Origin of the sequence: Stenotrophomonas sp. SRS1 (assembly GCF_026130205.1) — a bacterium.
In the GTDB taxonomy this organism is placed as follows: Bacteria; Pseudomonadota; Gammaproteobacteria; order Xanthomonadales; family Xanthomonadaceae; genus Stenotrophomonas; species Stenotrophomonas rhizophila_B.
This window is the reverse complement of record NZ_JAINFD010000002.1, coordinates 1,079,931-1,105,618: the sequence shown is the minus strand read 5'-3', so window position 1 is coordinate 1,105,618 and position 25,688 is coordinate 1,079,931. Positions and strand designations below refer to the sequence as shown.

Here is a 25,688-nt window from a genome sequence, read left to right as displayed (position 1 = left end):
GCATCGCGCAGCGCCGGGCCCCAGCCAGTACACTCCCCGCCCGCTTCCCGTTTTATGTTGCCTGCCCGATGACCGACCCGATCCGACTCGACAAACGCCTGACCAGCCTGATCGGCTGCTCCCGTGGCGACGCCCAGCGCTACATCGAGGGCGGCTGGGTGACCGTCAACGGCCAGGTGGTCGAACAGCCGCAGACGATGGTCACCGACGAGGACATCGTGCTGCGCGAGAACGCCGAGGCGACCCGCACCGAGACCGTGAGCATGCTGCTGCACAAGCCGGCCGGCATGCGCTCGGACGAACTGTGCGCCCTGGTAACGCCGGACACCCGCAGTGAACTCGATGCCACCGGCGTAACGCTGCTGCAGCGGCATTTCCACGCCCTGCAGCTGGTGATGCCGCTGTCCGATGACGAAAGCGGCCTGGTGGTGGTCAGCCAGGACGGGCGCGTGATCTCGCACCTGAAGGATCGCGGTGCAACGCTGGAGCAGGAATACCTGGTGGAAGTCAGTGGCGAGCTGGCGCCCTACGGCATGAAGCGCCTCGCGCACGGCCTGAGCTTCCGCAGCTGGCCGTTGCCACCGTGCAAGGTGAGCTGGCAGAACGAAACCCGCCTGCGCTTTGCGATCAAGCCGGTGCATCCAGGCCAGTTGCGCGACATGTGCGCCCAGGTCGGGCTGGAGGTCATCAGCATCCGTCGCCTGCGCATCGGCCGCGTGGCGATGGGCAAGCTGGTCCCGGGCCAGTGGCGTTACCTGGCGCCGGACGAGCGCTTCTAAACCGCGCCAGCACTCGCCCTGCACGCCCCGGCCGCTTACGATCGGGGCATGACCGAGAAAAAACCGTTCTGGCGCCGGCTGCTGCGCTGGCTGGGGATCGTTGTCGCCCTGCTGATCCTGCTGGTCCTCAGCGGCCTGCTGCTGGCCGACCACCTCACCCCGCAGGCCGTCGGCGAGCGCTCGACGGTGCTGCCTACGCAGGCCGACCAGACCCCGATCGATCGCGAGCTGGTCCGCCTGCAGGCCGAGCACCCCGGCCAGACCGGTGTGGCCTTCCTGTCCGACGGGCTGGACGCGTACGCCGCGCGCGCGGTGATCACCCAGCACGCCGGACGCAGCCTGGACCTGCAGTACTACATCTGGCACGACGACCTCATCGGCCATCTCATGGCCAACGAGCTGTACCGCGCCGCCGAGCGCGGCGTGCGGGTACGCATCCTGCTCGATGACATGAACGCGCAGGACAAGGACGCGCTGATGATGGCGCTCGATGCGCACCCCAACATCGAGATCCGCCTGTACAACCCGTTCCGCAACCGCAACGGACTCTGGCGCCTGGTCGAGATGGTGCAGCGCGTTTTCAGCGTCAACCACCGGATGCACAACAAGTCATGGATCGCCGATGGGCGCGTGGCGATCGTCGGTGGCCGCAACATCGGCGAGGAGTATTTCAGCGCACGCCCGGACGTGAACTTCCGCGACCTGGATCTGCTGGTCGCCGGCGAAGCGGTGCAGCAGGCCAATACGATCTTCGACGAGTACTGGAACAGCGATACCGCCGTCCCGATCCGTGCGCTGGCGTTCTACGCCGAACCACAGCTGCGCCTGCTGATCCGTGAAAGCGAACACGAAGCGCGCCTGGACAGTGCCAAGCCCTACCTGGAACGCGTGGCGCGCTCGCAGGCGGCGAAATCGTATTACCGCGATGCGCTGGATCTGCACTGGTCAAACCACGTGGAGATCGCCTCGGACCCGCCGATGAAGCACCGCCGCGACGATCAGGCCGGCTGGCTGGTCACGCGCCTGGTGCAGGAACTGGAAAGCGCCCAACACAAAGCCCTGCTGATCTCGCCCTACTTCGTGCCCGGCGAGGACGGCACTGAAGGCTTGGCTGCGATGGTCGCGCGCGGGGCCCAGGTCGCGGTCATCACCAACTCTCTGGCGGCCAATGATGTAGCCGCCGTGCACAGCGGCTACATGCACTACCGCGCACCGCTGCTGCGCAGTGGCGTGCAGCTGTACGAGCTCAAATCACGTGGCAATGTCGATGGCGGCGGTCTGTTCGGCAGCAGTGGTGCCAGCCTGCACACCAAGGCGTTCATGATCGACGACCGGCGCGGCTTCGTCGGCTCGTTCAATCTGGACCCACGCTCGGCCTATCTGAACACCGAGATGGGCGTGCTGTTCGACGATCCGGTGCTGGCGGGCCAGCTGCGCAAGGAATACCTGCACCTGGCCGACCCGCGCCAGAGTTACTGGGTAACGCTGGGTCCGGAGGGCGACATCCGCTGGCTGGAGCGTGATGCGCAGCCGCCGCATTGGCTGTACACCGAACCCGATGCCGGGTTCTGGCTGCGGGCCAGCGCGCGCGCGATCAGCTGGCTGCCACTGGAGTCGCAGCTCTAGCTCAGCCGGCCTGCGCCACCTCGACGCCAGGCTCATCGCCCTCCAGCGTTTCCACCGCGCGCCCGTGGACGCGCCGCCAGATCCACTGCAGCGCCTGTGGCGGGGTGTCGTCCAGCTGTTCCAGCCAGGCCAGTGCCTGGACCTGCCCGATCTGGCCATGGCGGCACAGCAGGCTGGCCGCAGCCACCGCCCGCGCGAACCGCAGGCTGGCGGCCAGGCCGCTGCCGCTCTGCCGGATCAGGGCGTCATGGACGGCCTTGGGCAACTCCCATGCCGCGGCGATCCGGCTCGCCACCGGCAGGGTCCAGCTATCGAGCAGATCGCCGGCCAGCACGCGCGGCGGGGCGGCCACCTGCTGTTGCGCGCAGGCATCGAGCAGGTGGCGCATCACCAGCGCCGCGCCGAGCCCCTGGGTCAGGCCAAGCCACTGCGCAGCGAAACCGTCCTCATGGGTCACCGTGCGCGCATGGTCGGCGGCAACGCGCGAGGCCAGCAGCGCATGCTCCCAGATCACCGCGCTGAACTGCGGAAACGCATCGCACTGCAGTTGCATCACCGGCTGCACCAGCACCGCACTGATGATCTGGCGGATGCCGTCGGTGCCGACCAGGGTGACGGCGCGCTGCAGGGTTTCCACCGGCTTGGCCTGCACCCGGTAGACGGGACTGTTGGCAATGCGCAGCAGGTTGCCGGTCAGCACCGGATCCTGGCCGATGATCGCGGCCATCGCGCGCGCCGAGGCGTCGCTGTCGTTGACGGTCTGGATGAGCTGCGGCAGCAGCTGCGGGCGGCGGGGCAGGTGCTTGGCCGACCAGTCCCGGGCCAGCAGCGACGCGGTGACCGCATCGCGCAGCTCGACCGTGTGCCGCACGGCTGCATCGGCGGCATCGCCACTGCGCGGTACCAGGGCAAGCGCGTGCAGGCCGGCCTGCAGGGCAGCCACCGGATCGGCCCCCTGGCACAGGAGCGGGGCCGCGGCCGCCGGGGAGTGCCCGCGTGCCGCGCGGGCGGCCGATGGCGCCGCCACGGCACGCCGACGGCGGAGCAGCAGCCCCCCACCCAGCAGGGCTGCCACCAGGACCGCGATGAGGACCGCGCCCGTCACGCCAGGGCCCCTGGCCACGTGGGATACCGCACTTGCCATGTTGCGACTGCGCCCACGTGATCCGTCCTGCGATTGCCGGTGATGCACACCCTTGCGACGGCATCGGCCTGCAGGTCAGCAACTTTAATGGCGGCCGCCGTGGCACCGGCCCGGCCCTTCACCGGAGCCCCCTGACAACACCCTCCGGCGGAATGCTCTAGAATGGCGCCGCGCGACCCGTCCGAGACCCGACGACGTCGCTTTTTTTGTTTTACACCCCACCTTTTGCTGGCGCGTTCGCCGCTGTTCGCCACCGTTCGCACCATCGGAGCCACCATGTTATTTGAAACCCTCGAATCTACCGGTCACGAGCAAGTGGTGTTCTGCCACAACCGCGATGCCGGCCTGAGGGCGATCATCGCGATCCACAACACCACGCTGGGCCCGGCCCTGGGCGGTGTGCGCATGCGTCCCTACGCCAGTACCGACGAGGCCCTGGAAGATGCGCTGCGGCTGAGCCGCACCATGACCTACAAGAACGCGCTGGCCGGCCTCAACGTGGGCGGTGGCAAGGCTGTGATCATCGGTGACCCCAAGCGCGACAAGACCGAAGTGCTGTTCCGCGCGTTCGGCCGTTACGTGGATTCGCTGGGCGGGCGTTACATCACCGCCGAAGATGTCGGCACCGACGTCAACGACATGGAGAACATCTACCTGGAAAGCGAGTACGTCACCGGCGTGCACCAGGTCCACGGTGGCTCCGGCGATCCGGCACCGTTCACCGCCTATGGCGCGCTGCAGGCGCTGATGGCCTCGATGCAGCACAAGCTGGGCCATGAGGAAGTCGGCAAGGCCAGCATCGCGGTGCAGGGCCTGGGCCACATCGGCATGGAACTGGTGAAGCTGCTGCGCGACCGCGGCGCCAAGCTGTACGTCAGCGACCTGGACAGCGCGCGGGTCGAGCGTGCGGTGACCGAATACGGTGCCGAAGCCGTCAAGCCGGAGGACATCTACGACGTCAACGCCGACATCTTCGCCCCGTGTGCGCTGGAAGGTGCGATCAACCCGGAGACGCTGCCGCGCCTGAAGTGCAAGATCGTCTGCGGCACCGCCAACAACCAGCTCTCCAGCCTGGACGTGGGTGACGAGCTGCATGCGCGCGGCATCCTCTACGCGCCCGATTACGCGGTCAACGCCGGCGGCGTGATGAACGTCTCGCTGGAAATCGACGGCTACAACCGCGAGCGTGCGATGCGCCTGATCCGCAGCATTTACCACAACCTGGGCCGCATCTTCGCGCTGTCGCAGAGCGAAGGCATCGCGCCACAGCGCGCCGCCGATCAGATCGCCGAGTCGCGCATCCTGTCGATCGGAAAGTTGAAGATGCCGCTGGGCCGCGCCACGCCGCGGCTGGGAACGCTGCGCGGCAACTGATCTGCTGCGGCGATCAAAACGAAGAGGGCGCGATCATGGATCGCGCCCTCTTTTTTGTAGCGCACCTCGCGGTGGGGCCGGCCCTCAGAACCCGGCCGCGTAGCGCAGCTGCACCTGGCGCAGATCGCCACGCGGGCCAAACCGCTGGTCATAGCCGAACGCCAGGCGCGTGTTGCGGCTCAACCACGATTCCACGGACAGCCCGAACAGGCCGCCCGAGCGCGCCGGCTGCAGGCCGGACAGTGGCGCCCAGGCCTCCACGCCCACGAAACTGGCCTCCTGCACCTGTCCCGTACTGGCCAGGTGCTGCTGCCACTCGGCATAGCCGCGCAGCGACCACCCACCCCAGCGACGCTCGGCACGCATGCCGATCAAGGCCTGGGTGCGCGTACTGACCGCATCCTGCGTCCGCAGGCCGAAGCCCATGCCGCCCTGCTCGCTGAAACCATCGCTGTCCACGCGCGCATACTCCGCGCCCAGATACGGCGTCAGCGACGCGATGGCGTTGCCGAAGCGATACCCCGATTCCACGCTGGCTGCACTGAAGCTGCCGCCATAGCGTGCGTTGACACCGTACTGGCCCGCGCCGAGCAGCAGCTGGCGGTCGATCTCGCGCGTGAACTGGCCTGCCCCCAGCTGCCCCATCGCATAGGCGCGGCCGGTGCCCCAGCCTGCATACAACTGCGCCTGCGACTGGCGGTCGCGCCCACGGTCGCTGCCCCAGTCATGGCCGCCGAAGCTGCGCGTTTCACCGAAGGCGAACCCGAGCATGCCGTGGCTGCCCAGTGCCATGTCCTGGCCCATCATCCAGCCCCGGGTGGCCACGCCGTTGCCGGCAAAGCTGCCCTGCCCGGCCTCGCCCAGCGCGCTTTGCCAGGTACCGCGCAGGCGCGGTGCGGCCTGCACCTCGCCAACGCGGGCCGACAGCGCGCGGCGGTTCATATCGATGCTGTCGAAGGTCGATGCGGTGGCCAGCGCATGGGCCTTGCCGGACAGGCTGTCCAGGCTCGCCTGCAACGCACCCGTGCCATCCACGCCCTGCAGCTCACCGGCCGCACCGGCGAAGCCGGTAAGCGCCGCACCGCTGTGATCGAGGACCTCGAACGCCGATTCCACCCGTGCCGCCGAGGCCAGCGTAATCCCACTCAGACCGGCCTGCTGGGTCGCACTGATGACATTGATCCGGTCGGTGATCAGGCTGACGTCATTGCTTTGATAGCGCAGGCTGGTCTGAAGCAGCGTGCCCGTCGCCAGCGCATTGGTCACGCCGGCAAACGTGCCGCTCACGCCACCCTCGGCCTGCAGCAGCGCCTGCGAGCGCCCATCGGCGGGCACGTAACCGCTGAGGATGCTGTCCACGTGCACATTGCCCGCCAGCGACGCCGTGCCGGTGACCTTGAGCGCATTGGCACCCAGCGCCACCACCAGCTGTGCACCGGCGCGCTGTACGTAATTGCCCTCGACGGTGGCATCGATGTTGGCGCTGCGCAGGATCACGCTGGCACCGTTGTCCACGTTGCCAGCCACCCGCGTTGTGCCGTTCATGAACTGCAGGGCGGCGTTGCCGGGTGCATCGGCCTGCGGCACGATCAGGACATCGGAGGTGATCGACGCTCCACCGCGCAGCGCGAGCGTGCCCCGCTCGATGCGGGTGTCCCCGCCGTAGGTATTGGAACCGGCCAGCGTCAGTGATCCGATGCCCTGCTTGATCAACCCGCCCGTGCCGCTGATGTCGTTGGCCCATACCGAGTCCAGACCGACCGTCGCGACATTGGCGGTGGCATCCCCCCAGTCGAACCGGGCCGGCCCGTTGATCGCCTTGGCGATGTTGAGCAGGCCATAGCCGAAGGTGCTGTCCACGCCGCCTGCGCCGAGATCGGTTGCCGTGCCGAGCAGGGTCTGACGCACCAGGTCATTGGTGAAGTACGGGTACTTCTGCCACACCAGCGCGGCCGCGCCGGAAACCAGCGGCGCTGCATAGGAGGTGCCCGAGCCGTAGTAATACGTGGGCGTGCCCCCGGTATTGGCCGGATCGACGTACGCCGCGGTGCCGGGAGCGGCAAGGCAATAGCGTGCCGCCACGCCGCACGCGTTGGCATACGAGGCCAGCCTGCTCGGGTCCGCGGTATCGACGGCGGTCACGCTGAGCCAGCCACGCTCCAGATCCGCTGCCGGCAGGCTGCCGCCGGTACCCGGCTGGCTGGGCAGTGCCGCCATGCTGGACGGATTGGCCTTGCTCTCGTTGCCGGTCGCGAACACCACCAGGCCGCCATGGCCGATGATGAAGGGACGGTACTCCTGGGCAATCGGCGCGGTGGCGGCCGGATTGGTCCAGTACAGGCCGCCCCACGAGTTGTTCATGATCTTGACGCCGGCATTGATCAGATCCTGATGCACCGGCGCAAGGCCCAGCGCACCGCTGACCTGGTTGCCGCTGCCGGAACCATCATCGACCGGGCTTTTGTCCGCGATGATCCGTGCCGACACGATCTGCGCGTCCGTGGCCACACCGCCTGGCCAGCTCCCGACCCGCCGACCGGCAGCCAGCTGGGACACCACGGTGCCATGCCCGACCACGTCGTCCACGTTGAGGTTGTTCACCCGCGGATCGACGTAGTTGTAACTGGCCACGACGCGCCCGTTGAGCGCCGGATGACTGCGGTTGACGCCTGAATCGACCACGCCGATGCGCACGCCGGCGCCGGTCCAGCCGGCCGCCTGCGCGGGACCGGCCTGGATGATGCTCAGGTGCGCATCGAAGGCCGGCTGTGCCGGCGGTGCCGTGGTCGGCGGTGGCGTCGGTGGGGTGGTAGGGGGCGGCGTCGGCGGCGTGGTCGGTGGAGGCGACGGCTCCAGGTCCCCGCGGACATTGCTGCCCCCGCCTCCGCACGCGCTCAACGCCAAGGCCAATGCCGCGGCCAGGGCCGACCTGCCGATCACAACCTGTTTCATCCCCGCTCCCCTTGTGAATGGACCTTCCCCACCTGTCGGCCTCCCGGGCAGACACCGGCGGTCAATGCCGACCCTCTATACTGGACCGACCCCCACGCAGTCTGCCGGGAAATGCGTCGGCTTCCAACGCCCGCGTTCCCATTCCGCTCTTCGCTCACGCATCAAAGAGATTGCACATGTCCAACATCGTCATCGCCGCCGCCAAGCGCACCGCCATCGGCTCCTTCCTGGGCCAGTTCAATGGCGTGCCGACCCCGACCCTCGGGTCCACCGCGATCGCCGCGGCCCTGGAACAGTCCGGGATCCCGGCTGCGGACGTTTCCGAAGTGATCATGGGCTGCGTGCTGCCGGCCAATCTCGGCCAGGCGCCGGCCCGCCAGGCCGCGATCGCCGCCGGGATTCCGGTCTCCACCGGCGCCACCACCCTCAACAAGGTGTGCGGCTCGGGCATGAAGGCCATCATGCTGGGGCATGACCTGATCAAGGCCGGCTCGGCCAGCATCGTGGTTGCCGGCGGCATGGAGTCGATGTCCAACGCCCCGCACATGCTCCCCAACTCGCGTACCGGCAACCGCTTCGGCAATTTCCAGGCGGTCGACCACATGGCCCACGACGGCCTGGTCAATGCCTATGACGGCAAAGCGATGGGCGAGTTCGCCGAATGCACCGTCGAGAAGTTCCAGGTCAGCCGCGAGGAGCAGGATGCCTTCGCCATCGAATCCGTGCGCCGCGCGCTGGCTGCGCAGGCCAATGGCGCGTTCGACGACGAAATCGTCCCGGTGAAGGTGAGCACCCGCAAGGGTGAGGTCGAGTTCGCGCAGGACGAGCAGCCGGGCCGTTCGGACGTCACCAAGATCCCGACCCTGCGTCCGGCCTTCAAGAAGGACGGCACGGTCACCGCGGCAAGTTCCTCGAGCATCTCCGACGGCGCTGCCGCCGTGGTGCTGCTGTCCGAAGAGGACGCTGCCGCCCGCGGGCTGCAGCCGCTGGCCCGCATCGTCGGCCACGCCACCCACTCGCAGGCGCCGGAGTGGTTCACCACCGCGCCGATCGGTGCGATCCAGAAGCTGCTGGAAAAAACCGGCTGGACGCTGGACCAGGTGGACCTGTTCGAGATCAACGAAGCCTTCGCCGTCGTGGCGATGGCGCCGATCCGCGAGCTGGGCATCCCGCATGACAAGGTCAACGTCAACGGGGGCGCCTGCGCACTGGGCCATCCCATCGGTGCCTCGGGTGCGCGCTTGGTGGTCACACTGGTGAACGCATTGCGCAAGCGTGAGGCCAAGCGCGGAATTGCTACCCTGTGCATTGGCGGCGGCGAGGCAACCGCCATCGCTATCGAATTGATTTGATTTGATTTAACGCGCATTTCTCAAAACTGAATGCGCGATCGCTTGACAGCCAATCTTGGCTTGTCATCATGTTGCCGGGCGCGCAATAGCGCGTTGCCTAATCTAACGACGAGGATTCACAACAATGAGCATCAACAAGCTGCTGATCGCAATGGCCCTGGGCCTGGCTCTGACCGCCTGCTCGAAGCAGGAGCAGGCTGCTGACGCCGCCGCTTCGGCCAACGAAGCTGCCGCTGACGCCCAGGCCGCTGCTGACCAGGCCGCTGCTGCTGGCGCCCCGGCTGCTGACGCTGCCCAGGCTGCTGCTGACACCGCCACCACCGCTGCTGACGCTTCGGCTGATGCCGCTGCCCAGGCTGCTGGCGCTGCCACCGACGCTGCTGCCGACCAGGCTGCCGACGCTGCCAAGGCTGCCGAAGGCACCGCCGAGAAGGCCAAGGACGCTGCTGAAGAAGCCAAGAAGTAATAACTTCTTTCTTCAAGCAAGTCTGAAGAAGCCGCTGGTTCGCCAGCGGCTTTTTCTTTGGGCGCGTGTTGAGCAGCCCTGCCACGCACCGGTTCTTCACAGACGCATGAATAGGCTGGCCTCCCATCCATCGCCTTACCGGAGCGCCACATGAAGATCCGTCCGTTGACCACCTCCCTGCTGGCCGCCTCCCTGCTGCTCGGCCTGGCCGCGTGCAAGGGCCCGGAGGCCGAACAGGCCCGTCGCGATGCCGCCCAGGCTGCCGACAGCACCAACGCCGCCGCGCGCGAAGCCGTCGACAAGGCCGCTGCGGCCACCCGCACTGCTGCCGACGATGCCGCTGCCGCCTCTGAACGGGCTGCCGCCGATACCCAGCAGGCGCTTGACCGCGCTGCTGCCGCAACCTCTGAAGCCGCCGGCGAAGCCAAGGTCGCCGCCAAGGATGCCGCCGCCCACGCCAGCGATTCCACCGCCGATGCCGCGCAGAAGGTGGCCGACAAGGCGCGTGACGTTGCCGACGACGCGCAGAAGAACGCCAACGAAGCCAAGCGCTGAGTCGGCTTCACGCCCCATCGCAGTGTGCGCCGCGCAACGCCCCCTCCCAGGAGGGGGCGTTCTCGTTACGGCAACGCGCGGGCCATCACCGCTGCGTATCCCACACCGGTCGGCAGTGTCCCGAACGCCATCCCATGCTCGGCCCCCAGCCGTGAGCGGATGAAGGTGGAGGCGACCGGGCTCTGCGCGCGCAGCAGCACGGCGGCCTGCAACAACAACGCCAGCCGTTCGGTGATGCGACGCGCCTGCGCCTGCTCAGGCGTTGTCGCGAGCTGGGCACGCAGCGCGCGCGATGCAGCGTCATAGATCGCATCCACACCGGCCACGGTGTCCAGCTCCGCCTCCAGCGCATGCAGCACCTGCGGTTCGCGCGACAGCGCACGCAGCACGTCCAGGCATTGGATGTTGCCGCTGCCTTCCCAGATCGAATTCAACGGCGCCTGCCGGTACAGTCGCGGCAGCATCGACTCCTCCACATAGCCCGCGCCGCCAAGGCACTCCTGGGCCTCGTTGACGAACACCGCGGCCCGCTTGCACACCCAGTACTTCCCCACTGCAGTGGCGATGCGCGCGAACGCGGCCTGCTGGGGATCGATGGCAGCCTGGTCCACGGCGCGCGCGACGCGCATCGCCAACACCGTGGCCGCCTCGGACTCCACCGCCAGATCGGCCAGCACATTGGTCATCAGCGGTTGCTCGCACAAGCGCTTGCCAAACGTGCTGCGATACCGCGTGTGATGCAGCGCCTGGGCCAGCGCCATGCGCATTTCCGCTGCGGCACCGAGCATGCAGTCCAGCCGCGTCATCATCACCATGCCGATGATGGTCGCCACCCCTCGCCCCTCCTCGCCGACACGCTGCGCCAGGGCCCCGCACAGCTCCACTTCGCTGGAGGCGTTGGACCAGTCCCCGAGCTTGTCCTTCAAGCGCATCAGGTGGAACGCATTGCGGTTGCCATCGGCCAGGCGCCGCGGCATCAGGAAACAACTCAAGCCACCCGGTGCCTGCGCCAGCACCAGGAACCCATCTGACATCGGCGCGGAGAAGAACCACTTGTGCCCGACCAACGCATAGCTGCCATCGGCCTGGGGCTCGGCGCGCGTGGTGTTGCTGCGCACGTCCGAACCGCCCTGCTTCTCGGTCATGCCCATGCCCACGGTAATGCCGGCTTTGTCGGCGATCGGCACATCGCGCGGGTCGTACTCCGGGGCTGCCGCCTTGGTCGCCCATTCGGCCAGCGACGGTGCCTGCCGCAGCACCGCGACGGCGGCGTGGGTCATCGTCAGCGGGCAACTGGTGCCGGCCTCGGCCTGGTGATGCAGATAGCTCAACGCCGCGCGTGCGACATGCGCACCGGGGCGACCATCGTGCCAGGACAGCCCGGCCACGCCATGCGTTTTCGCCACCGTCATCAACTGGTGGTACGCCGGATGGAACTCAACGGTGTCGATGCGATGACCCTGCCCATCGTGGGTGCGCAGGCGCGGGCGATCGCGATTGGCATCGAAGCCGATCCGGTAAAGCTCATCGCCGGCGAGACCGCCATAGCGCGCCAGCTGCCCGATGAAGGCGGCTCCGCCCTCGCGCTGCACCGCCTCCGCCAGCGCCACGTCGTCAGCCCACAGATTGCGGCCCCCGAAGGGCGGCGGCTGGTTGCTTACTTCATGCGTCTCGAACGCGGGCCATGCAGACGTCATCACGGCGACCTCCTTGCAGACAGAGGCCTCGATTCTGCCGCATCCCCGCACAGGCCGCCGTTCATGCGGATTCTCACCTCCTGCACGAGCGCGGCGGCACAGTGCAGGCATGAACGTGGATGCCGACAACGACGACCTGGTGGTGCTGCGCCCGGAGGGCCTCTACTGCCCGGCCGGTGATTTCCATATCGACCCCTGGCGCCCGGTACCGCGCGCGGTGATCACGCACGGCCATGGCGATCACGCGCGCAACGGGATGGGCCACTACCACTGCACCACGCAAACGCTGCCGATCCTGCGCTGGCGGCTGGGCGATGTGGACTGCACCGCACATGATTACGGTGAACGCTTCACCCTGGGCGACACCGAGGTCTCGCTGCATTCGGCCGGGCACGTGCTCGGTTCGGCCCAGGTGCGCATCGCGCATGCCGGACGGGTATGGGTGGCCTCGGGCGACTACAAGCGCCAGCCCGACCCGAGCTGCGACCCGTTCGAGGTGGTGCCCTGCGACACCTTCATCACCGAAGCGACCTTCGGCCTGCCGGTCTACCGCTGGCCGGACACCTCGCAGGTCGCCGCCGACATCGTGGCGTGGCGGCGCGAGTGCGAAGCGCGCGGCGAGGCGGCCGTGCTGCTGTGCTACGCGCTTGGCAAAGCACAGCGGATCCTTGCCGAACTGCTGCCACTGGATGACCAGCCTGCGCTGCTGCATGGCGCGATCGCCACCGGTGTCGCGGTCTATCGCGAAGCCGGCATTCCCATGCTGGCCACCGAGCCGGTCAGCGAACAGGCGCGCGGCGCCGAGTTCGCCGGCAAGCTGATTCTTGCCCCACCCTCGGCCGCCGGCAGCGCGTGGATGCGCCGCTTCAAGCGCGCGCAGCTGGGCTTTGCCTCCGGCTGGATGCGGGTGCGTGGCAACCGCCGCCGGCGCAACTACGATCGCGGCTTTGTGGTCTCCGATCACGCCGACTGGCCCGACCTGCTGCGCACCATCGCCGAGACCGGCGCACGCCGCGTCATCGCCACCCACGGCAATACCGATGCGCTGATCCGGTTCCTGCGCGAGCGGGGTGTCGCCGCCGAGGCCTTCGCCACCGGCTACGGGGACGAAGAATGAAACGCTTCGCCGCGCTTTACAGCGAACTCGACCGCAGCACCGCCACCGGCGACAAGCGCGCTGCGCTGGTGCGCTACTTCCAGCAGGCGCCTGCGCACGACGCGGCATGGGCCCTGTTCCTGTTGGCCGGCGGCAAGGTCACCAGTGCGCGGCAGAAGATCGCCGGCAATGCCGAACTGCGCGCGTGGGTAGCCGAGATGTCCGACACACCGGCGTGGCTGGTGGACGACAGCTACGACCAGGTCGGCGATCTGGCCGAGACACTCACCCTGCTGATGGATGATCCGGTGCAGGCCGGTGCGGATGTCGCGCTCGCCGACTGGATCGAGCAGAAGCTGCTGCCGGTCGCCAATCAACCCGAGCCGGTGCGCCACGCCGCGATCACCCAGGCGTGGCAACAGCTTGCCTTCGACGAGCGGCTGGTGTTCAACAAGCTGCTGACCGGCGCGCTGCGCGTGGGGGTGTCACAGCGGCTGGTGCAGCAGGCACTGGCCGAATGGTCCGGCATTGATATCGCGCGCATCGCCCAGCGCATGCTCGGCAGCTGGGTGCCCACGCCCGGGCTGCTGGCGGCATTGCTGTCGCCGGAAGAGCGGCCGGAAGATCGCCAGCAACCCTACCCGTTCTTCCTGGCCTCCCCCCTGGAGGCGGAGGTCGACACGCTCGGACCGATCGACGACTGGCTGCTGGAGTGGAAATGGGACGGTATCCGCCTTCAGGTCCTGCGCCGCCAGGGTGAGGTCGCGCTGTGGTCGCGCGGCGAAGAACGCCTGGATGGCCGCTTCCCGGAGATTGAAGCGGCGGCGATGGCCTTGCCCGATGGCTGTGTGATCGATGGCGAGTTGCTGGCCTGGGCCGACGGCGATGATCTGCCGTTGCCCTTCACCGCGCTGCAGACGCGCATCCAGCGCCTCAAGCCTGGCCCGAAGACGCTGCGCGATACGCCGGTGCGCGTGCTCGCCTACGATCTGCTTGAACTGGGTGGTGACGACCTGCGCGCCTTGCCGCTCGCGCAACGGCGTGCGCGCCTGGCCGAGGTGCTTGCCGCGCTGGACGACCCTCGCCTGATGCTGTCGCCGGCGGTCCGCGTGGCGGATTGGAGCGAGGCGGCCGCGCAGCGCGATCTGGCCCGCGAGCGCGGTGTGGAAGGGCTGATGCTCAAACGCGGCGACTCTGTCTACCAGGCCGGGCGCCGACGCGGCGACTGGTGGAAGTGGAAGATCGCCCCGCTGACCATCGATGCAGTGATGATCTACGCGCAGTCCGGCCACGGCCGGCGCAGCACGCTCTACACCGATTACACCTTCGGGGTGTGGGACGGCGAAACGCTGGTGCCGGTGGCCAAGGCGTACTCGGGCCTGGACGACAAGGAAATCCTGGCGCTGGACCGCTGGATCCGCGCGAACACGATCGAGCGCTTCGGGCCAGTGCGCAGCGTGCGTGGCGAGCAGGTATTCGAACTTGGCTTCGAAGCGGTGAACCGCAGCAAACGGCACAAATCCGGCATCGCCGTGCGCTTCCCGCGCATCCTGCGCTGGCGGCATGACAAGCCGGCCAGCGAGGCCGACACGCTGGCCCAGCTGCAGGCGCTGGCGCGGTGACCCGACGCGAGGCCATGGCCCGCCTGACGGCGTGGTTCGCCAGCCGGGGCTGGGCGCCGCTGCCCTTCCAGAAAGCGATGTGGCGGCACTACCTGGCCGGCGAGTCCGGCCTGCTGCATACCCCGACGGGCAGCGGCAAGACGCTGGCGATGTTCGGTGGGCCGCTGCTGCAGGCGCTCAACGATCCACCGCCACGTACCACCCGCGGCCGCGCAAAGACTCCCGTACCCGTCCTGCAGGTGCTGTGGATCACGCCACTGCGCGCACTGGCCGCCGACACGGCGCGCGCCCTGCGTGAGCCGCTGGATGCCCTCGGGTTGGACTGGCAGGTGGGCCTGCGTACCGGCGATGCCAGCGCGCGCGACAAGCGGTTGGCGCGAGAAGGCCGGCTCGACGTGCTGGTCACCACGCCGGAGTCGCTGGCGCTGTTGCTCAGCTATCCCGACACGATGGCGCGCCTGCAGCACCTGCGCTGCGTGGTGGTGGATGAGTGGCACGAACTGCTGGGCAACAAGCGCGGCGTGCTGCTGCAGTTGAATCTGCGCCGCCTGCGCGATGCCCTGCCCGCGCTGCAGGTGTGGGGGCTGTCTGCAACGCTGGGCAATCTGGACGAAGCGCGCGAGGTGCTGTTGCCCGATGTACCCGATGCCCCGCTGGTGGCCGGCGTGCGGCCTCGCCCGGTCAGTGTGGAGACGCTGCTGCCCGCTCAGGGCGAGCGCTTCCCGTGGGCAGGCCACCTGGGTCTGTCGCAGTTGCAGCGCGTGCTGGAAAAACTGCTGACGGTGCGCACCAGCCTGCTGTTCACCAACACGCGTGCCCACGCCGAGCTCTGGCATCAGGCGCTGTCCGCAGTGTGGCCGGAAGACCCGGACACACTCGCGCTGCATCACGGCTCGCTCGACCCGGCCCTGCGCCGCGCTGCCGAGGAAGGCCTGCGCGAAGGCCGGCTGCGCTGCGTGGTGGCCACCTCCAGCCTGGACCTCGGCGTTGATTTTCCCAGTGTCGATCAGGTGCTGCAGATCGGCAGCCCCAAGGGCATCGCGCGTTTGCTGCAGCGTGCGGGGCGCGCCAAACATCGCCCCGGCGAATCCGGGCACATCGTGTGTGTGCCTTCGCATGCGCTGGAGCTGGTCGAGTATGCCGCGGCACGTCGGGCGCTGGCGCAAGGGCACATCGAAGCACGCCGGCCGCTGAAATTGTCGCTGGATGTACTGGCGCAGCATGCGGTGAGCTGCGCGCTTGGCGGCGGCTTCGAACCGGAGGCATTGTTTGAACAGGTACGACGGACGCATGCCTTCGCCGCACTGGACCACGCGCACTGGGACGGCGTGCTGGAGTTCATCGTGCAGGGCGGTCGTGCGCTGTCGCAGTACCCGGACTTCCACAAGGTCGTGCGCGATGACGATGGCCTCTACCGCGTGCATGACCGCCGCGTCGCGCTGCGGCATCGGCTGTCGATCGGCACCATCACCAGCGATGGCAGCGTCATGGTGCAGTTCCTGCGCGGCGGCCGGCTCGGTGCGGTGGAGGAACAGTTCCTCAGCCGGCTGCGCCCGGGCGATCGCTTCCAGTTCGCCGGCCGCCTGCTGGAACTGGTGCGCCTGGAGAATCTGACCGCCTACGTGCGCGTGGCACGCGGCGGCGATGGGGTGGTGCCGCGCTGGCAGGGTGGTCGGCTGCCGCTGTCGGAGGCGCTCGGGCATGAAATGGAAACGGTGCTGGCCAGCCCACCCGAGAGCCCGGAGATGCAGTGGCTGGCCCCGCTGTTGTCGCTGCAGACGCGCCTGTCCGCACTGCCCGCCCCCGACCGGCTGCTGGTGGAACATGTCCGCCGCCGCGAGGGCCAGTTCGTGTTCGTGTATCCCTTCGCAGGGCGGCAGGTAAATGAAGGGCTGGCCGCGTTGATGGCGATGCGCTGGACGCGGCTGCAGGCCAACACGTTCGGGTATGCGGCCAACGACTATGGCTTCGTACTGGCACCCGCGCGCGCTGTCGAGATAGACGCGGCACGCGTGCGGACGCTGCTCCAACCGGAGGGGCTGCTCACGGATCTGCGCGAGAGTCTCAATCTGGGCGAACTCGCACGACGCCAGTTCCGCGACATCGCGCGCGTGTCCGGCATGCTGGTGCCCGCATTGCCGGGACGCACGCCGCGCAGCCTGCGTCAGCTGCAGGCCTCCAGTGGGCTTCTGTACGACGTGCTGCGCCAGCACGATCCGGATCACATTCTGCTGACGCTGGCCGAACACGAAGTGCTGCACGATCAGCTTGAGCTTGGCAGTCTGGCCACGACGCTGTCGTCCTGCCAGGCGCGCACCCTGAGCCTGCAGCATCCGACCAGCCTGGGGCCGCTGTCCTTCCCGCTGTGGGCCGAACGGCTGCGCGGTCAGTTCAGCAACGAAGACTGGAAAACCCGCGTACTGCGCGCGGCACAGCAACTGGAGAAACGTCATGGCGCCTGAGCTGCCGATCACCCTCGCTGGCGAAACGGTGCACCTGCTGGGCGCACGTGCGATGTACTGGCCTGCGCGGCACGGCTTGTTGATCGCCGATCTGCATCTGGGCAAGGCCGATCTGTTCCGGCGTGCAGGCATCGGGCTGCCCCGGGGTGGCACGCAGGATGATCTGGAGCAGCTGGGCCGGTTGCTGCAACAGCACGACGTGCGCCAACTGTGGATTCTGGGCGATGTGCTGCATGGCGCCGCCCATCGCGCGGCGTGGTACCGCCAGTGGCAGGGCTGGCGCGAGCAGCACCCGGACCTGTGGATCGGCGCGCTTGAAGGCAATCACGATCGCGTGCTGCCCAAGGCAGACCTGGGTATCGAGTTGCTGGGCGAACGTGTGCAGGAAGGCCCCTTTCTGCTCCGTCATGCGCCACAGCCGCATCCGGGACTGCACGTGCTGTGTGGCCATCTGCATCCACTGGCACGCCTGCCGGGCATGCAACGGCGCTGGCCGGCGTTCTGGTTGCGCGAGCGACTGACGATACTGCCGGCGTTCTCCCGGTTCACCGCAGGCATTGCACCCGTCATGGACGCCGGAGAGCGCTTGGTGGCCTGCGTCGAAGACCAGGCCATCGCACTGCCGGCGCGCTAGCCTGGCCAGCGCGCAACGGCATGCACCGCATGCTCAGGCGGCCGAAGCCACCAGCAGGTCCGGCATCAACCGGATATCCGGTGCGTTCGGATTGGGACGCACCGGTTGCCGCTGGATCGCGGTGAGCATGTCGTGTGCGGCGGCACGGATGCGCGGGTGGTGCTCCGGCGCGGCGTGGGTAATGAGGCTGGTGACATGGAATTCGAACACGTCTTCCATCACATCCGGCTGATCCTCATGCAGCATCTGCAGTAGTCCGCGAAGTTTGCGGATTTCACTTTCCAGAGTTTCGGCCGAGAACAGCATTTCAATCTCCTTGGGTTGCGATCGGTCCAAAGGACCGTGAGTCGCAAACGCAGCCCCACAGTACCACCGGTCGGTGGCGCTGCTCTTGGCGATCAGGAATCGGACAGAGCACCAGCGGAAGCAACATGACGCGTATCGAACACGCACACGCCTGCTGCGTTTGCCTGAGTGTTGTCCCATGCGGGCGGTGAGTCCACCGTCAATGAATGTTATTCACGCCTTCACATCGCCGCGCATGCACTGCTGCGCGTGGTTATCAGCTGATGCGATCACGCGTGTGGGCATCGTTCAATGCCGCCAGGAAACCCGCCGACAGCGGCAAGCGGCCCAGCCAACCGCGCTGCGTGCCACTGAGCACGCGCAACATATGACCGCGCCCGCCCGGCACACGCCCCATCGGCTGGAACAGCACATCGCGCGCACGCGCCAGCCCATCACGATCGGACTGGAACAACGGCGTCAGCCATCGGCTCCAGTACTGGTAGATCGCCACGTGCGCGCGCCGTTGTACCTGGTAGGCCTGCAGTGCGGCCTCCAACGCGCCGTGCGCGCGCAGGGCATCGCGCAAGGCCATCGCATCCATCAGCGCCATGTTCACGCCCTGCCCCAGCTGTGGGCTCATCGCATGGGCGGCGTCGCCGGCCAGCACCAGCCGCTCACGATGCCAGCGCGACATCACCGCGTCGCGATAGCCGGCGCGGGCAAGCTGATCCGTTTCACGCACACCGGCCAGGCGCGCGTGCGCCTGCGGCCACAGGGCCGCGATCTCATCGAGCCAGCGCGTCATCCCGTCGCGCTCCCACTGGGCGAACTGGTCACGCGGCAGGCTCCAGAAGAAACTCAACTGCGGCACATCGTGGCCGGGACGCGTGCCGACGGGCAGCAGCCCGATCATCTTGCGGGCCGCGACATAGCGTTGGCGCAGTTCATCCACGTGCGGCCAGTCGCCGCGCGGCAGCAGGCACCACAGCGCGCCCCACGGGTACTCGCGGTCGAGCGTGGTGGCCTGCACCTGCGTGCGCAGCGTCGAGGCCGCGCCATCGGCAGCGATCACCAGATCGTAGGGGCCATGCCAGCGGCCGCGCGCATCGCGCAGTCGCCCCTGCGCGGCATCCACCGCCACGATCGCCGTATCAGGCTGGAGATTGCCGGGGTGTTCCCATGCTTCGGCCAGCAGCGAAAACAACGCGCCCCGTTGCATGCCCACGCCATGCAGCCGGGCATCAAGCTGCGCATAGCGCATGTCCATCACCGCGCGTCCGCACGGCGTCTCGCCGTACAGCCGGCGCACGCTGGCGCCGTGGTGCAGCACATCGGGCAGCAGCCCCATCTGCCACAGCACCTCCAGGCCGCTGGGCTGCAGCAGGAAACCGGCGCCGACCGGACCCGGGGTTGCGGCACGCTCGAACACGTGCACTTCGTGATGATCGCGCGAAAGCAGGATCGACAGCGCCTGCCCGGCGGTGCCGTAGCCGACGATGGCGATGGTGCGACGTGGGGACATGCGCGTACTCACTGATGAAAAAAAACCCCGCCGAAGCGGGGTTTTCAATGCGCAGCTGAAAGAATCACTCAGCCGGCACGATGTTCGAGGCTTGGGCGCCCTTCGGGCCCTGGGTCACGTCATAGGTGACCTTCTGGCCTTCCTGCAGACTGCGGAAGCCCTTGGAGTTGATCGCGGAGAAGTGCGCGAAGACGTCGGCGCTGCCGTCCTCCGGCGAGATAAAGCCAAATCCCTTGGCGTCGTTGAACCACTTGACGGTACCGTTCGGCATGGTGATGCGAGACCTTCTTCTATGAATGGGTGGTGTACGCTCAACCAGCGCACTGGCGGAGTATGCAAACCTTGTACCGGAATGACAATCACCCCCGTGCCAATTCACCGATCAATTCGGGCAGGCCGGAGGAGGCAGCGTCTACATTGGCCAGCACTTCGGCCATCGTGATTTCATCGCCATCGCCACAGCCGGCGGCCCAATTGGCCACGATTGCCAGGCACGCATAGTCCAGGCCGAGCTCACGGGCCAGGCTGGCTTCGGGCATGCCGGTCATGCCGACCAGGTCACAGCCATCACGGCGCATGCGCGCGATTTCGGCATTGGTTTCCAGACGCGGGCCTTGGGTGGCGCCATAGCAGCCGCCATCCTGCAGGCGCACGCCGGTCACTTTCGCCGCGGCCAGCACCTTGCTGCGCAGCATCGGCGTGTACGGATGGCCAAAGTCCACGTGCAGCACGTCGGTGCCCGGTTCTTCGCACAGGGTGGAGATGCGGCCCCAGGTGTAATCGATCAACTGGTCAGGGCAGGCCAGCACGCGCGGGCCGAAGTGCTCGGTGATCCCGCCGACGGTGTTCAGCGCAAGCACGCGCTGCGCACCGATCTGCTGGAGCGCGGCGAGGTTGGCACGGTAGTTGATCTTGTGCGGCGGCAGCGAATGGCCTTCGCCATGACGCGCCAGAAACGCTACGCGCTGACCCAGCAGCGTGCCGACGCGGATCGGACCGGACGGCGTGCCGTAGCGCGTCTCGACCTGATGGCTGCTCACGTCGTCGAGCTGTGCCAGCTTGTAGACGCCGGTGCCGCCGATGACGGCGAGAGAGATGTGCTCCATCATTCCTTCATCGCGTAGATGGCCGGCACGCAGCGCAGCGTCTCATTGACGTCCATGCCGAACCCGAACACATAGCGGTCCGGGAGGTCGATGCCGGCATAGTCGGCTTTGACGTCCGGCAGTGCGCGGTCGTGCAGCTTGACCGTCAGCGCGGCGATGCGCACATCGGTGGCGCCCTGCTCCAGGCACCAGGTGCGCACGCCCTGCAGCGTGTAACCCTCGTCGAGGATGTCGTCGACCAGCAGCACGCGGCGACCGAACAGCGAGGTGGCCGGCTTGTGCTTCCAGACCAGATCGCCGCCGGTGGTTTCACCGCGGTAGCGGGTGGCGTGCAGGTAATCGAACTGCACGTCCTGGCCACGTGCGCCCAGCTCCAGCGCGAGCTGGCCGGCGAACGGCAGCGCGCCGTGCATGATCGACAGGAACAACGGGACCTCGCCCTTGTAATCGCGCGCGATGGCGTCGGCGATGCCAGCGATGGCCTTGTCGATGGTGGGACGGTCGACCAGCAGGTCGGCCTGGGCCAGGGCCTGGGAAATGGTGAGGTTGGGCATCAGACGGTTCTTCCAAGGGTGTCAAGCAAACGGGATTGGGTAGTGCCATGGCGGGAATCGGCCAACAGGCCGTCCCAGCCCAGCGCGCCACGACCGATCAGGCCGAGCAGCGCAGCAGTGTTGAGGGTGCGGCCTTCGACCGCGCGCAGCGATTCTTCCACCAGTTCGGGGTGGCAGACCAGCACCACGTCGCAGCCGGCATCCAGGTGCGCATCCACGCGCGCCTTGACGCCACCGGCCGAGAACGAGGCGGCCATGCCGATGTCGTCGGAGAAGACCACGCCACGGAAGCCCATCTCCTCGCGCAGGATCTGCTGGATCCAGCGTGGCGAGTAGCCGGCCGGTTCCGGCGCGACCTGCGGGTAGACCACGTGGGCCATCATCACCGCATCGGCGCCGGCAGTGATGCCGGCCGCGAACGGGATCAGGTCCAGCGCGCGCAGTTCATCGAGCGAACGCGGGTCGCTGGCATCGTGGAAATGGGTATCTTCCAGCACGGTGCCGTGCCCGGGGAAATGCTTGAGCGTGGCGGCCATGCCGACGCTGTGCATGCCGCGCACATAGGCGGCGGTGAATGCAGCGACGACCTGCGGGTCCGCGCTGAACGCGCGATCGCCGATAGCCAGGTTGCCACGGCCCAGATCAACCACCGGGGCGAAACTGAGGTCCACGCCGCTGGCGCGCACTTCGCTGGCCATCAGCCAGGCATGCTGTTCGGCCAATGCCAGCGCAGCCTCGGGATCGGTGGCATACAGGGCGTCGAAGCCCTGCAGCGGCGGCAGCGCGCTGTAACCGTCACGGAAGCGCTGCACGCGGCCGCCTTCCTGGTCCACGCAGATCAACTGCGGGCGCGGCGCGGCGGCGCGGATGGCCGCCGACAGCTCGGCCACCTGCTCGCGCGAGGCGAAGTTGCGCTTGAACAGGATGACGCCGGCCACGGCATCGTGCTGCAGCCACTCGCGTTCCTGGGCGGTGAGTTCGGTCCCGGCAACGCCGATCACGAGCATGGGATGTCTCCAATACGGGGCGCCATGATGGCGCACCGCCGCATTGTCGCAGAACCCGCGCGCAGCGTCAGACCTCGCAGCCGTCCGGGCCGCAGCCATCACCGGGCCCGGCAGCCCCTGCGGCCGGGCCTTGCGCTGCGATCTGCCGCAACGCCTGGGCGAAGGCTTCGGCCGGCTGGGCACCCTGGATGGCGTACTGATCGTTGATCACAAAGGTGGGCACCGACTGAATACCCAGTGCCTGGGCCTGGGAAAGCTGGGCCTGGATCTCCTCCAGCCCCTCCTCACCCGCCAGCAGCCCGGTGATGCGCTCGGCGCTGAGGCCACCGGCGGCGCCGGCGGCGATCAGGGTCTGCGGGTCGGCCAGGTTGCGGCCCTCCACGAAATGCGCGCGGAACAGCGCCTCGCCGACCGCCGCCTGGACGCCTTCACGCCCGGCCAGCCACATCAGGCGGTGTGCGGGCAGCGTGGTCACCCGGACCTGGCCCTGGTCGAAATCCATCGGCAGGCCTTCGGCGCGCGCGGCGGTCTGGGTCTGGGTCAGGACCTGCCGGGTGCGCTCGGCGCTGCCGAACTTGGCCTCGTAGGCCTCGCGCAGCGGTACAGGGGTGGTTCCCGCGTCGGGATCCAGCAGGAAGGGGTGCCAGTGCACCTCCACCTCGGGGGCGTCATCACCCAACAGCGCCAGGCCCTGCTGGAACCGGTGCTTGCCGATCCAACACCAGGGGCACACCACATCCGACCAGATATCGATTTTCATCCGGCCAGATTGTGGGTGCTGCGGAGCGTTTACAAGGTCTGGCGGTCAGCTGCGTTCAGCACTGGACCAGCGTGAAAACGGATGGGCAGCCAGTGCCAGATTGTAATAACGGACCTCGTCGGTGACTTCAGCGCCGGCCCAGTCGGGCAGCGTGATCGCCTGATCGGCGTGCTCGAGCTCGACTTCGGCCACCACCAGCCCGGCGTTCTCGCCCAGGAACTCGTCCACTTCCCACAGCAGCCCCTGGTGCTCGACCAGATGCCGACGCTTATCGATCAGCCCGCCGACACACAGCGCCAGCAGCGCGCGTGCATCCTCCACCGGAATCGGGTAATCGAACTCCTGCCGGGTGTGCCCGATCTCGCGCGATTTCATGTTGAGGAAGGCCTGCCCGCCCTGGATGCGCACGCGCACCGAGGCCTTCTGTGCGCCGCTGTCCAATGCGGCGGTGTCGTTGAGATAGCCCTGCGCCATCGGGATCACCGCGTGCGCGGCAGTGCGCCAGCCCTCACCGGTGACGAGGTATTTGCGTTCGATTTCAATGCCCATGCGCACAGTATGCGGCGATCACCGCACTGCGACCACGGTCGGCTTCTATACTGGCCGGCTGCGCTACATGGACGCCCGATGAAACCCCTTTTCCCCACCCTGTTGCTGACCCTGCTGCCACTGCCCGGGGTCGCCGCGACGCCACCGACCCCTGCGCAGATCGAAGCGGCCATCATGGCCATGATCGAGGCCGAGAAGAAGCCGGCGGGCTCCGCGCAGGATCTGCTGCTGCAGTCGATGTTCACCCCGCGCGGGTTCGAGCATGGGCCGTGCTTTGCCAGCACGACGGTCACCGGTGCCTACGAGTGTCTGGTCGGCATGGAGATCGGGCTCAAGAACCGCTACCGGATGCTGCGCTTCGTTCCGCAGGGCATGGGCTGGGCGATGCAGCGGGCTGATGTCGCTGCACCGGTTCCCCCGCGCGAGCGTGTCCGCGAACTGCTCATCGAACAGCTCGGTCAGCGTGCCGCATCCCTCACCGATGCCGCCGCCCGCGACGAACTGCGCGCCTTCCAGCAGCGCGTGCAGATTCTTGCGGTCGACGACTGCGAACTGCACAGCACGCAGTCGCCGGACATCCGCTGCGATATCACCGCGGGCGATGACACCGAGCGCGGCACCTACCCGCAGACCTATGTGTTCGACGCACAGGGCCAGTGGCAGAACGCCGCACCGGGGAACGGCCGGTAAGCGCGAACGCCGTCAGCGCTTTTCGAACACCGCGATGCTTTCCACGTGCGCGGTGTGCGGGAACATGTCCATCGCGCCGGCCGAGACCAGGGTAAAGCCCTGCTCGTTGACCAGGTAGCCGGCGTCGCGCGCCAGCGAGCCGGGATGGCAGCTCACGTAGACGATCCGCTTGAACTGCTTCAGCGGCAGCTGCTGCAGCACTTCGATGGCGCCCGAGCGCGGCGGATCCAGCAGCAGCTTGTCGAAGCCCTGGCGCATCCACGGCGTCTGGCGCTGGTCCTGGGTCAGGTCCGCTGCGTAGAACTCGGCATTCTCCAGCCCATTGCGCACGGCGTTCTCTTTCGCACGCGCCACCAGGCCGGCGTCACCTTCCACACCGACCACGTTGCGCACGGTGCGCGCCAGCGGCAGGGTGAAGTTGCCCAGCCCGCAGAACAGATCCAGCACGCGCTCGTCCGGACCCGCATCAAGCAGGGCCAGCGCATGGGCGATCATCTGCACATTGAGCTTGGCGTTGACCTGGATGAAGTCCAGCGGGCGGAACGCCAGCTCGACATCCCACGGTGCCAGCTTGAACGACAGCGGCACCTCGGCCGGCCACAGCGGGTGGACCGACTCCACGCCGCCAGGCTGCAGCGAAATCGCGAAGCCGTGTTCCTGCCCGAAGGCGGTCCATGCAGCACGGTCGGCGTCGCTGAGCGGCTGCATGTGACGGATGGTCAGCATGATCGCGTCATCGCCGGCGATGAATTCGATCTGGGGGATATCACGCTTGCCATCGAGGGTTTCGATGAACTCGGCCAGCACGCCCACCTTCATGCCGATTTCCGGGATGACGGTCAGGCACTGGCTCAGGTCCGCGACGAAACGCGGATCCTGTTCACGGAAGCCGACCAGGGTCTTGTCCTTCTTTTCGACGCGGCGCACCGAGAAGCGGCCTTTGCGGCGGTAGCCCCAGCTGTCGCCGACCAGCGGCGGCAGCACGGTGCCGGGACTGACGTGACCGATCCGGGTCAGGTTGTCGATCAGCACCCGCTGCTTGGCCACGATCTGCTGCGACTCCTCCAGGTGCTGCAGCACGCAGCCGGCGCAGACGCCGAAATGCGGGCAGCGCGGGGTCACCCGCTGCGGCGAGGCCTGTACGACCTCGATGGTCCGGGCTTCATCGAAATGACGATTGCGCGCGGTCGGCTCCGCGGTCACCACCTCACCCGGCAGCGCGCCGGTGATGAAGGTGACCTTGCCACCCTCGCCGTCGCGGCGGGCAACGCCACGGCCGTCATGGCTGAGGTCGAGGATGTCGGTCTGGAAGGGGGTACGGTCGAGTCGGGAGCGGGTTCGGGCCACGTGGCAACAGGCTGCGGGCAAAAAGGGTGCGTATTGTCGCAGATACCAACTGCCAACTGACTTGCCGCCCGCTGAAACCGCTTGCAGGCGAGGACTTCGCGTTTAA

23 protein-coding genes are annotated in these 25,688 nt (G+C 67.7%); 11 read left to right on the top strand and 12 right to left on the bottom strand.

The genetic code is table 11. The features are described 5' to 3' along the window. The first annotated feature begins 68 nt into the window (after positions 1 to 68). Positions 69 to 779 (top strand): rRNA pseudouridine synthase, encoded by a 711-nt coding sequence (locus tag K4043_RS10485; protein ID WP_265309289.1) that lies wholly within the window; start codon positions 69 to 71, stop codon positions 777 to 779. Positions 780 to 827: 48 nt separating this feature from the next. Continuing rightward, a complete protein-coding gene (locus K4043_RS10480; RefSeq protein ID WP_265309288.1) occupies positions 828 to 2,405 on the top strand; it encodes a phospholipase D family protein in 1,578 nt (525 codons plus the stop codon). Between the two features lies 1 nt (position 2,406). On the opposite strand, the gene K4043_RS10475 is transcribed toward K4043_RS10480, so the two are convergent. After that, the gene (locus K4043_RS10475; protein WP_265309287.1) at positions 2,407 to 3,510 is read right to left on the bottom strand and encodes an HDOD domain-containing protein; all 1,104 of its coding nucleotides are present in this window, start codon (positions 3,508 to 3,510) and stop codon (positions 2,407 to 2,409) included. Between the two features lie 315 nt (positions 3,511 to 3,825). Here K4043_RS10475 and K4043_RS10470 point away from each other — a divergent pair, with 315 nt between their 5' ends. Further along, positions 3,826 to 4,923, top strand: a complete 1,098-nt coding sequence (locus tag K4043_RS10470) for a Glu/Leu/Phe/Val dehydrogenase dimerization domain-containing protein (protein WP_123730882.1) — start codon at positions 3,826 to 3,828, stop codon at positions 4,921 to 4,923. 84 nt (positions 4,924 to 5,007) lie between these two features. Here K4043_RS10470 and K4043_RS10465 read toward each other — a convergent pair whose 3' ends face one another. Further along, a complete protein-coding gene (locus tag K4043_RS10465) occupies positions 5,008 to 7,875 on the bottom strand; it encodes an autotransporter serine protease (RefSeq protein ID WP_265309286.1) in 2,868 nt (955 codons plus the stop codon). A gap of 176 nt (positions 7,876 to 8,051) precedes the next feature. Here K4043_RS10465 and K4043_RS10460 point away from each other — a divergent pair, with 176 nt between their 5' ends. The 3 genes from K4043_RS10460 (at position 8,052) to K4043_RS10450 (ending at position 10,248) form a co-directional block, all read left to right on the top strand. After that, complete coding sequence (locus K4043_RS10460; RefSeq protein WP_123730542.1) at positions 8,052 to 9,227, top strand: thiolase family protein; 1,176 nt, start codon at positions 8,052 to 8,054, stop codon at positions 9,225 to 9,227. Positions 9,228 to 9,351: 124 nt separating this feature from the next. Then, positions 9,352 to 9,693, top strand: a complete 342-nt coding sequence (locus tag K4043_RS10455; RefSeq protein WP_088434503.1) for a hypothetical protein — start codon at positions 9,352 to 9,354, stop codon at positions 9,691 to 9,693. A 150-nt stretch (positions 9,694 to 9,843) separates the two neighbouring features. After that, on the top strand, positions 9,844 to 10,248 hold the full coding sequence (locus K4043_RS10450) for a hypothetical protein (protein WP_123730541.1): 405 nt from the start codon (positions 9,844 to 9,846) through the stop codon (positions 10,246 to 10,248). Between the two features lie 65 nt (positions 10,249 to 10,313). On the opposite strand, the gene K4043_RS10445 is transcribed toward K4043_RS10450, so the two are convergent. Then, positions 10,314 to 11,945 carry an isovaleryl-CoA dehydrogenase gene (locus K4043_RS10445; RefSeq protein WP_265309285.1) on the bottom strand — a complete coding sequence of 544 codons (1,632 nt, stop codon included), beginning with the start codon at positions 11,943 to 11,945 and terminating at the stop codon, positions 10,314 to 10,316. Positions 11,946 to 12,054: 109 nt separating this feature from the next. On the opposite strand from K4043_RS10445, the gene K4043_RS10440 reads away from it, so the two are divergent. The 4 genes from K4043_RS10440 to pdeM are packed head-to-tail and all read left to right on the top strand — an operon-like array spanning position 12,055 to position 17,759. Next, positions 12,055 to 13,062 carry a ligase-associated DNA damage response exonuclease gene (locus K4043_RS10440; RefSeq protein ID WP_123730539.1) on the top strand — a complete coding sequence of 336 codons (1,008 nt, stop codon included), beginning with the start codon at positions 12,055 to 12,057 and terminating at the stop codon, positions 13,060 to 13,062. Further along, the gene (locus tag K4043_RS10435) at positions 13,059 to 14,663 is read left to right on the top strand and encodes an ATP-dependent DNA ligase (RefSeq protein WP_265309284.1); all 1,605 of its coding nucleotides are present in this window, start codon (positions 13,059 to 13,061) and stop codon (positions 14,661 to 14,663) included. Before K4043_RS10440 ends, K4043_RS10435 begins: the two co-directional genes overlap by 4 nt. Before the next feature lie 14 nt (positions 14,664 to 14,677). Further along, entirely contained in the window at positions 14,678 to 17,125 is a 2,448-nt protein-coding gene (locus K4043_RS10430) for a ligase-associated DNA damage response DEXH box helicase (protein ID WP_265309323.1), read from the top strand. Then, positions 17,115 to 17,759, top strand: coding sequence for a ligase-associated DNA damage response endonuclease PdeM (gene pdeM / locus K4043_RS10425; RefSeq protein ID WP_123730536.1), 645 nt, complete (start codon positions 17,115 to 17,117; stop codon positions 17,757 to 17,759). Before K4043_RS10430 ends, pdeM begins: the two co-directional genes overlap by 11 nt. A 33-nt stretch (positions 17,760 to 17,792) precedes the next feature. Here the strand turns inward: pdeM and K4043_RS10420 are convergent, their stop codons facing one another. From K4043_RS10420 to K4043_RS10385, 8 genes are all read right to left on the bottom strand, one after another. Next, complete coding sequence (locus K4043_RS10420) at positions 17,793 to 18,065, bottom strand: hypothetical protein (protein WP_123730535.1); 273 nt, start codon at positions 18,063 to 18,065, stop codon at positions 17,793 to 17,795. Between the two features lie 256 nt (positions 18,066 to 18,321). Continuing rightward, entirely contained in the window at positions 18,322 to 19,569 is a 1,248-nt protein-coding gene (locus K4043_RS10415; protein WP_265309283.1) for an NAD(P)/FAD-dependent oxidoreductase, read from the bottom strand. Between the two features lie 64 nt (positions 19,570 to 19,633). Then, on the bottom strand, positions 19,634 to 19,840 hold the full coding sequence (locus K4043_RS10410) for a cold-shock protein (RefSeq protein WP_019183439.1): 207 nt from the start codon (positions 19,838 to 19,840) through the stop codon (positions 19,634 to 19,636). Between the two features lie 88 nt (positions 19,841 to 19,928). Beyond that, positions 19,929 to 20,675: an S-methyl-5'-thioinosine phosphorylase gene (locus K4043_RS10405; RefSeq protein WP_176989199.1), complete on the bottom strand. Its 747-nt coding sequence runs from the start codon at positions 20,673 to 20,675 to the stop codon at positions 19,929 to 19,931. Next, positions 20,675 to 21,229, bottom strand: coding sequence for a hypoxanthine-guanine phosphoribosyltransferase (locus tag K4043_RS10400; protein WP_123730532.1), 555 nt, complete (start codon positions 21,227 to 21,229; stop codon positions 20,675 to 20,677). Before K4043_RS10400 ends, K4043_RS10405 begins: the two co-directional genes overlap by 1 nt. Then, positions 21,229 to 22,236, bottom strand: a complete 1,008-nt coding sequence (nagZ, locus tag K4043_RS10395) for a beta-N-acetylhexosaminidase (protein WP_265309282.1) — start codon at positions 22,234 to 22,236, stop codon at positions 21,229 to 21,231. Before nagZ ends, K4043_RS10400 begins: the two co-directional genes overlap by 1 nt. 67 nt (positions 22,237 to 22,303) lie before the next feature. Beyond that, a complete protein-coding gene (locus K4043_RS10390; protein ID WP_265309281.1) occupies positions 22,304 to 22,996 on the bottom strand; it encodes a DsbA family oxidoreductase in 693 nt (230 codons plus the stop codon). A 45-nt stretch (positions 22,997 to 23,041) separates the two neighbouring features. Continuing rightward, positions 23,042 to 23,545: a CYTH domain-containing protein gene (locus tag K4043_RS10385; RefSeq protein ID WP_123730529.1), complete on the bottom strand. Its 504-nt coding sequence runs from the start codon at positions 23,543 to 23,545 to the stop codon at positions 23,042 to 23,044. 78 nt (positions 23,546 to 23,623) lie between these two features. Here K4043_RS10385 and K4043_RS10380 point away from each other — a divergent pair, with 78 nt between their 5' ends. Next, the gene (locus K4043_RS10380) at positions 23,624 to 24,235 is read left to right on the top strand and encodes a hypothetical protein (protein ID WP_265309280.1); all 612 of its coding nucleotides are present in this window, start codon (positions 23,624 to 23,626) and stop codon (positions 24,233 to 24,235) included. A 12-nt stretch (positions 24,236 to 24,247) separates the two neighbouring features. Here K4043_RS10380 and rlmD read toward each other — a convergent pair whose 3' ends face one another. Beyond that, on the bottom strand, positions 24,248 to 25,582 hold the full coding sequence (rlmD, locus tag K4043_RS10375; RefSeq protein WP_123730527.1) for a 23S rRNA (uracil(1939)-C(5))-methyltransferase RlmD: 1,335 nt from the start codon (positions 25,580 to 25,582) through the stop codon (positions 24,248 to 24,250). Positions 25,583 to 25,688 lie beyond the last annotated feature (106 nt).